The organism is Mariniflexile sp. HNIBRBA6329, assembly GCF_043558645.1.
Taxonomy (GTDB): domain Bacteria; phylum Bacteroidota; class Bacteroidia; order Flavobacteriales; family Flavobacteriaceae; genus Mariniflexile.
Window position 1 is genome coordinate 1 of sequence record NZ_JBIFXS010000027.1, and the last position, 8,287, is coordinate 8,287.

Consider the following 8,287-nt stretch of genomic DNA (forward strand, 5'->3'; position numbering starts at 1 on the left):
CGCAGCTACCGGGTTATTGTCATTCTTAACCACGACATCGTCACTGTCCGTACAGTTCGAATTGGACGGATTGGTCAGTGTCCAGCGCAAGGTCGCCGATGTCCCTACCGGAACGCCGGTCACCGTTGTTGTGGCACTTGTTGGCGTGGTAATGGTAGCGGTTCCGGAAACTAGGGTCCATGCGCCCGTAAAGCCCCCTGGCGCATTTGCCGCCATGGTAAACGAGCCGTTGGCACATTTCGCCTGGTCTGGGCCTGCATTTGCAGTTGGAGTCGGATTCACAGTAACCGTAAAAGAAGTTACGGTATCACATTGGCTACCAGGACGAAGGCTTCGTACCCAAATTGTTTTCGGACTATTAGCAAGAGTCAAATTATAACTTTCTGGAGAACCAATTGGATTCGCTCCGCTCTCTGCGTCAGTCTGGTTGTTATGAAATGTTCTTACCGTTAGAGGTTTTGGTGTACTATTAGCTTCGTCAATAGCGCTGGTCAGGTCAAATGTAGCCGCACCACCAACTTCACAATCAGATAGGTTATTTACAGCTAGTTCTGGTGGACCGCCTATAAATCCAAATAAATAAGGTCCAGCAAAGTCTTTTAACTCACTGCCAAAAGCCCCCTCATTTGGTCCACCACCACTACTACGGGTTTTAACCAATAAACTTCCCAATATATTAGAACATGGGTCTTGCATTCCTCTTCTATCCAATCCGAAAGCGGTTAAATTGATAGCGATTTCAACAAATTGATAGCGTTGGTAGCTTGTAACAAAATCTGGCCCAGATCCTTCAAAAGTACCCCATGGAGGTCCTAATGTCGTGTTACCTGTAGCTGCCATATTATCATTAACTCTACCCCACATATTTGTACCTCCTGCTAAAGGATTAATGGCAGCATAACCATACACGCCTGAAAGCGTTCCTTTTTCAAAAGCAACATTTTTATCAACATTAAAAGGTCTATTAGCTTTGGTATTATCATAGTTATTAAAAGTGGTCTCACTCATCCATACCCTGATTCTGATAGAAGGCACAGTTCCACCGTTAATATAATCTACGGAAATAATGATAGTCCCTGGAATTAAAATACTGCCATCGGTATTATCAAAAGTCCATGCGGTACGTCCGCCATCAGGACCGAGTTTAGCTGGATTACTAAGATCTGCCACAGTTTCTAATCCTTCTCTAAAAAATTCAAAATCCAAGTGTTTGTTACCATTGGTAACAGCTAGTGAAGCTCCTGCAAATGCATAAAGCTCATCAAAGGGTCTGTCATCTAAAGGAAATCCTGGATTGGTTGAAGGATCATGCGGATTAGTACCTCGCAAATGGGCATATACATCGACAATATCGGTTTTTTGTGGTACACTTCCCATCGTTCCTATTGTCCAATGTATTGGATTATCAGAGTTTTTATCTGCTCCACCTCCAAAATAGGATGTTTCAGCACTACCACCTTTTACATACGTATCCCTTCCGTAAACGGCGTCTAACCATAAATAAGGAACCCCATTCCCAGCAACAACCGGGAAAGGTAAGGGCGTATTAAGCTGCCATACCGATTGTCTAAGTTCAATTGCTGTATTATTCACAGCGTTTGGAGGATTCGCATCAGAAGCCGGATTACCGCCATTAGCGCTACCTAACTGGTCTATTACCCCTAAACCTGAAGGACCTACAAACCAGTCACCAGTTCCTGCAGGAGCTGGAAGTGCAGGCCCAAAAGTAGGAGGAAATTGTAACGTACCAGAATATACATCTCCGTCAATACCAAAATTGGCCTTAACAGTAGATGAACCTACATCTTGTGCATAAAAAAATTGTGTTGAAAATCCAAAATAAAAGACCAAGCAACACAATACTAACTGTTTAACGGTTAAGGATTTAACCAACCATTTTTTTTGAGTAAAATTGTACATAACATTTGATTTAAGTTAATAAACATGCTACATAACAACCGTACGTAAAGAGAAGTGTATAGAGTGAGGGCTCGTACAAATTTTATTTTGAAATAACTTCCATGAGACATTTTAGTACCACGGTTTTTATTTCTGAAGTCCCGATATATTGGGACTAGTTCAATACTATTTATTGCTCAATTTTTTATTATTAAAATAGTAATGAACTATTAAAAATTTTGCAAAACAATATAGTGTAAGTAATACGAAGAAAAAGGGCATTTAATGTTGCTATTAATCAAATGCTAAAAAATCATTTCAATATGCTATTAATAAATGATTCACTTTTTTAAAAGGAGAAAACACCTAATAATCAATTAGGTAGTGTAAATTTAAAGAATATTTTTAATTTTTTATATAAAATTTTTAATTTATTTTAATTTGTTGGCTGAATAACATAATTAATCGATGAAATGAATTTTTATATGGTAAAACATTAAGTCATATATATTTACCAAACAATACCAATATACAATTACTTATTAACCATTATCTTATGTAACCTACGGCCATATTCAGTATCAAATTCTAAAAGATACATTCCAGAAGACAAGTGACTTAAATCTACAGATTGTAAAGCATAATTACCGCTTTTTATGCTAACTATTTTACCTCCTGTAATGCTATAAATTGATATATTGTCAATTACAATATTTGATCGTTTTTTAATAAAAAGTATATTAGAAGCAGGGTTAGGATAAATGGTTAAATTCTCATCTAATAAATGTTTATTGGTACTTAGTGAACTAGATGCACATGCTGTTTGAGTTATAAGTGGTTGACTACAAATTTGCATATTAGAATTTCTATATTGAATATCATTAGAACCTTCCATATCCTCAGCACTTAAAGACCTTAGCATCTTCCCACTAGATAATGAATAATGCATAACCACATTGGAGTCTATTACATGTCCTAATTGATGTGCATGACCAAGTTCGTGAACCGCAACACTTTGAAAATCTATTTCTCCAAACTGTGGTGTACTACTGCTGAAATTCCAATTAATATTGCTATTAAAAATCATGTCTGTATCTGTAACATACCACTTTATTTCTCCATCTTGATAACAAGCTGAATAAGCCGAAAAGGTTTGCCCTAAGTTTCCGGCAGGTAAGCTACCCATAGTTACTAGATTTACACCATCGTATGAATCTAAAGTTTTTGAAGTTGTTGTATTGCCTATTTTCCAGTTTATACCAGACTGACAGACCCAAGTATCCATGGCTTGTTCAAAAGGAGCTTGCGCACTTGAATTATAAAAACTATTATTAATAGTCCAAGTAATCCCTCCTTCTCCATTTAAATCGACATGTTGCGTTTGAAAATCTACATCTCCAAACCCAATGTTATAAGCTAAATTAATTTGTGAAAAGTCTATTGTTAATGGGTTGGAAGATTCTATAGATCCATTAGAAGTTGTATTTACCTTAATAGTGCCTGTACCAGCTTCATCTGGTATTTCCACTTCTATTTTCGAATCTGTCCAACTTAAAATTTGATTATTTAAAGCATTTGTATGTAAAGCACCTCCATAGTTGGCATTACTAAACCCAACAGTTCCTTTATTACTTCCAAATCCAGAACCATTGATTGTCAACACACTTTTTGTTCCTGCAGAATAATTGGTTGCTGAAAATGAGGTTATTCCCGGTGCTAAAATAGATTTACTACCTGTTGTGGTTTTTGCCAAAGACTCAGTCATATTCTTTTGTTCTTTTAAACTGAATGCAGCTACTTGTAGGGGTAACTTACCTATTTTAGAAATAATCTGAGATTGGAAATTATCTTCTATGTTTTTTATTTCAGAAAATGAATTTACAGCTTTATCCTTTGTCAAATCATATTTATAAAACCCTTGTTGAGCACTAAACGACCTATACTTTGGTATCTTATTAATTGATTTACTTTGAGTGTTACTAGCAGCATTGTTTTTTTCTAACATAAAAACACCTATATCCCCTTTTCTCAAATTTAAACTATGCGAAACTACTAAGGCTTCCAGATCTATTACTCCGCCAGGTGTTATTATTTCAACGGTTTCAAAAATAGCTTCTCCTTTAAATACTTTATAAACCTTAATTATATTTGAGGTTAAAATATTTTTATGGGCTTCATCCCAATAAGATGTTTTAGAAATGACTTCTCCTTCAATAATGGCATCTGATAATTCAACTTGATTATCTAATGGAATTCTTTGAATCAAATTATGATCCTGAGCATGAATGTTTAATATACAAACAAAAAAAACTGATATAAGTACAAGACTTATTTTATTGTAAAATTTATTCATAACATAGTAGGTTTAGAAATCAAACTTATAAAATTAATATCAATTGGTCTGATTTATAAGTATTTAATCGATGAAACACTTAAATTTTAACAAATACTGTGCGTAATTATATATGTATAACAGAAAATACTGTCACTCAACTCATTAGAATAACAAACTGCACATATCATGTTTTGGATGCCATTAAAAATGTTGAAATTATAAACCATTTATAGGCAGGTATTTATGGTAACTTTTAAAATACAATATGATTACACATTTAAAAGTGTAGGTTTAGATTCCTGTTTTCGCGAGAATGAAAATTTCAACGGAAACCTCGACATAGAATCGTCGAGGAATTCTTTTCGATTAAACGACAGATCGTAATCTATTTTTGAACTTTCATCTAAAAAAAAAATGTCTTATAGTAAATATTTGTAAATTATCATACCATAACACATTAATCCATTTACCATGAAAAAAATTACTTATATCCTTATTTTTTTGGCAACTTATGCTACCTACTCCCAAACAGTGGTTTGGTCTGATGATTTTAATGATTTAAACATTGCTGATTGGATCATAACTAATACCGAAACCATTGATGATGGCTTTAATTGGGGAGCACAGTTTGAGACGAACCCAAACATAGCTAAAGAAGTCTTGAGATCTGTGTCTTATGATACAAATGAAAATAAACAATTAGCCCCTGATAACTGGATTATTTCTCCAAGTATTAATTTATCTAATGCTAGTGGTACCATCACTTTAAAATGGAAAGCTGCTTCACCCGACCCTTCATTTGACAATGAAAACTACGCGGTTTATATAGCAAATTCTGCAGTTATTAATGATTTAGAAAATGGTACGACTATGAGTTATAACTTAACTGGTATCAATATGCTTACAGAACAATCTATTGATATTTCTTCATTTGCCGGTGAATCCAATGTACATGTAGCCTTTAGGCACTACAACGCGGTACCAGATGGAGGTTTTATTGTAAATATTGATGATGTTGCAGTTGAAGCTGAGACCGTTTTAAGTTTAGAGGATGTTGCACTTAACCAACTTAAATATTGGCAAAATAGAGAAACAAAAGACTTACATTTTAAATCTCTTATAAATTTAAAAAGCATTGAACTGTATGATACTTCAGGGAAAAAACTTTTGTATGTGAATCCAAATCAAAAAAATATTGAAATAGACACTAGTTATTTAGCAGTCGGGGCTTATTTAATGAAAGTTAATACCGAAAATGCTACAAAAATGATTAAAATTGTTCTACACTAAACTAGTTAAATACATTCTTATTATTAAAGCAATGTGATTTTATATTGCTATTCCTTTTGGCTTGTATTCAAAAATACTTATTCAAATTGAAGGGTTTATATTAACCTTGATATAAACCCTTATTTTTAACTACCACACTTTCACTTTATATAATTTAATAATTACTAATAATCAGTAGCTATTAATAAAACTTATGTTTTAAATAGTATTCCAAACTCTACACTTTTTTTCAACTTATAGTATGAAAATTCTGTGTTAACAACTTTTCATCGTTTTAATATTGTGAACATCAGCATATTAAATAAATAAAGTACTTTCGCCAAAATTTTTTAGGATTAAGCTTCAAATATTTTTATTAATTATATTTTATTTCTTACAATAGTACAAATATTTCATGTATTTCATCGATTAAATGATTGATATTTAGGCTGTAATGTTTATTAATCTATATATTTGATGCAATCTTAACCTACATGATTATGAAAAAAATTACATTCACCCTAGTTTTTATTTTGTGCTGTAACAGCATAAAATTAAGTGCACAATGTAACAGTACACTACCAGTATTAGAGACTTTTGATACAAATGTTATTAATGTTTGCTGGGATACTGTAGATGGTGACGGAGATAACTACAGTTGGGCGATGTGGGAATTCTCTCCCCAATATGGAGGACACAAGGTCATTGCTTCTTATTCTTTTGATACATTAACCCCAGATAACTGGATTATTTCTCATGCTATTGATTTAACTTCATTTAACCTTGGTGAAAATATTACGCTTTCTTGGAAAGTGAGAGGAGAGTTATCTTATGCCGCTCATGAATACTATTCTGTTTATGCAGCTATTAACAACCAAACCTCGAGTTTTGAATCAAGCCCAATAAAAAGAAGCGAATATACTGATGAAGTTGGAGGAGCTGGTGTTTTTGTTACAAGAACCTTAGATCTTTCTTCCTTAGCAGGAAAAATGGCTTATGTTGCTTTTAGGCATCATAACACAACCAATCAATCTGCTATAAATATTGATGAATTGTCGATAACCACAGGCACCCTTGATATTGAAGATTTTGATGCCAGTTCAATTAAACATTTCTATGATAGAAATAATGATGCATTAACTCTTAAATCATCCAATAACCCTATTGATACTATTGAAATATTTAATATTCTAGGGAATAGGGTACTTAATAAAAGGGTATCAAACAATAATGAGGTTCTTAACCTTTCAACTTTAACAGACGGCATTTATATTGCCCATCTTAAAATTGGAGATAGAGGTCATACTATAAAGTTTGTAAAATATTAATAAGTTTTATTGATAAACATACAAAAAGCGCCGCATTATGCGGCGCTTTCTTTTTAAATATTAATGATTAATTATGTTCTATTGCGGACTTGACGATACAATTTTCTTAACAACTGTACCTTCTTTAGTAGTCAATCTTACAAAGAATATTTGGTCATCTGTTCTTGAAAGATCAATCTTAGTAGTTTCGGTAGTCCCACTAATATAACTTCTGTTTTCAGCCTTTCTAACTAAAGCACCTTTCATATCAAATACTTCAATGTTAATATCGGTATCATAATCAAAAGAATACTTTATGTTAACTTCGCTTTCAAACGGCACTGGATACGCTGTAAAGTTTACTTCTTTTGTAGTTGTTGTTTTAGCTTGAACTGCAGCCTCGGGTTCACAAGAACCACCTGCACAAGTGAATCCACCTTCGAATGAAACCATACCGTTTTCATTATCAGATAATATTTCACTCATACTAGAACACATACAAAGAACTTCACAAGTTACAGCATGAGCTATAACATATATTGGTCCTGAAATATCCGTAACTTTAACCGAATAGTTTCTTACATAACCCAAATTAGAAGGGTTGTAAGGGAATTGGCCTGGAGCCACTGTATTTGTTCCATTTTTCTTAGGATAAGGATCACATCCAACATATACATGTGCTTCGCTCATAACATATCCTGGTTCCTCAATATCATAAGTTACAGTAACCATTCCGTTAGAATAATTAACAATTACGTTTCCTACATTCGTTCCTTTACTTGTGTCACAATGTGCTGCTCCTGCATATAATGGCATGGTGTATTCACCTTCACACTCTATGTAGTTTGTCCAACCCCATCTTCTAAAGTCTGGAATGAAACACTCAGCTCCTTCATTAGCCCTTGCAAAGGCTGTTTCACATTTGCCAATTTTGTCGAACTCACGTGTAATTGTACAAGTCTTCGTTGTAGTGTTACCACAACCATCAGATACAGTATAAACATAATCTGCCAATTGCGCACATCCATCTTCACGATCTCTAATATTTGTTGGATATGCTGTTAAAGTTCCACCATCTAAACAATTATCTGTCCATGTAGCATCTAATGACGCTGGGAAGTCTATGTTACAAATGGTGCTTGGCTCTGGACACGTAATTACAGGTGCCTTGTTATCAATTACTGTTACAACTTGTTTTGCAGTAATTGTTCTACCACAATTATCAGTATAAGTAAAGTTGACATCAAATGTACCACAGTTGCTATCAAAAGAATCTGCAATACCTTGAACCGAACCACTGATATCACAAGCATCTGTAGATGCGCCATTGCTATAAGCAAGATAACCTGGTTCGAATGCATCTAAATTTTCACAAAGTATATCTATATTACTTATAGATGCAAACGCTGCTTGCGGTGCTGGGTTTACATTGATCGTTCTGCTGTGCGTGATGGTACGTTGGCAATCATCGGTATAG

The 8,287-nt window shown here is 34.0% G+C and carries 5 protein-coding genes; 2 read left to right on the forward strand and 3 right to left on the reverse strand.

The window, feature by feature from the left end:
• Positions 1–1,920: hypothetical protein (locus tag ACGK9U_RS15890; RefSeq protein WP_394467535.1), on the reverse strand; the 1,920-nt coding region annotated here is incomplete at its 3' end.
• Positions 1,921–2,434: 514 nt separating this feature from the next.
• Positions 2,435–4,252, reverse strand: coding sequence for a T9SS type A sorting domain-containing protein (locus ACGK9U_RS15895; protein WP_394467537.1), 1,818 nt, complete (start codon positions 4,250–4,252; stop codon positions 2,435–2,437).
• A 453-nt stretch (positions 4,253–4,705) separates the two neighbouring features.
• Here ACGK9U_RS15895 and ACGK9U_RS15900 point away from each other — a divergent pair, with 453 nt between their 5' ends.
• Positions 4,706–5,524: a choice-of-anchor J domain-containing protein gene (locus tag ACGK9U_RS15900; RefSeq protein ID WP_394467538.1), complete on the forward strand. Its 819-nt coding sequence runs from the start codon at positions 4,706–4,708 to the stop codon at positions 5,522–5,524.
• A 479-nt stretch (positions 5,525–6,003) separates the two neighbouring features.
• A complete protein-coding gene (locus ACGK9U_RS15905; RefSeq protein ID WP_394467539.1) occupies positions 6,004–6,831 on the forward strand; it encodes a choice-of-anchor J domain-containing protein in 828 nt (275 codons plus the stop codon).
• A gap of 78 nt (positions 6,832–6,909) precedes the next feature.
• Here the strand turns inward: ACGK9U_RS15905 and ACGK9U_RS15910 are convergent.
• Positions 6,910–8,287: T9SS type A sorting domain-containing protein (locus tag ACGK9U_RS15910; RefSeq protein WP_394467540.1), on the reverse strand; the 1,378-nt coding region annotated here is incomplete at its 5' end.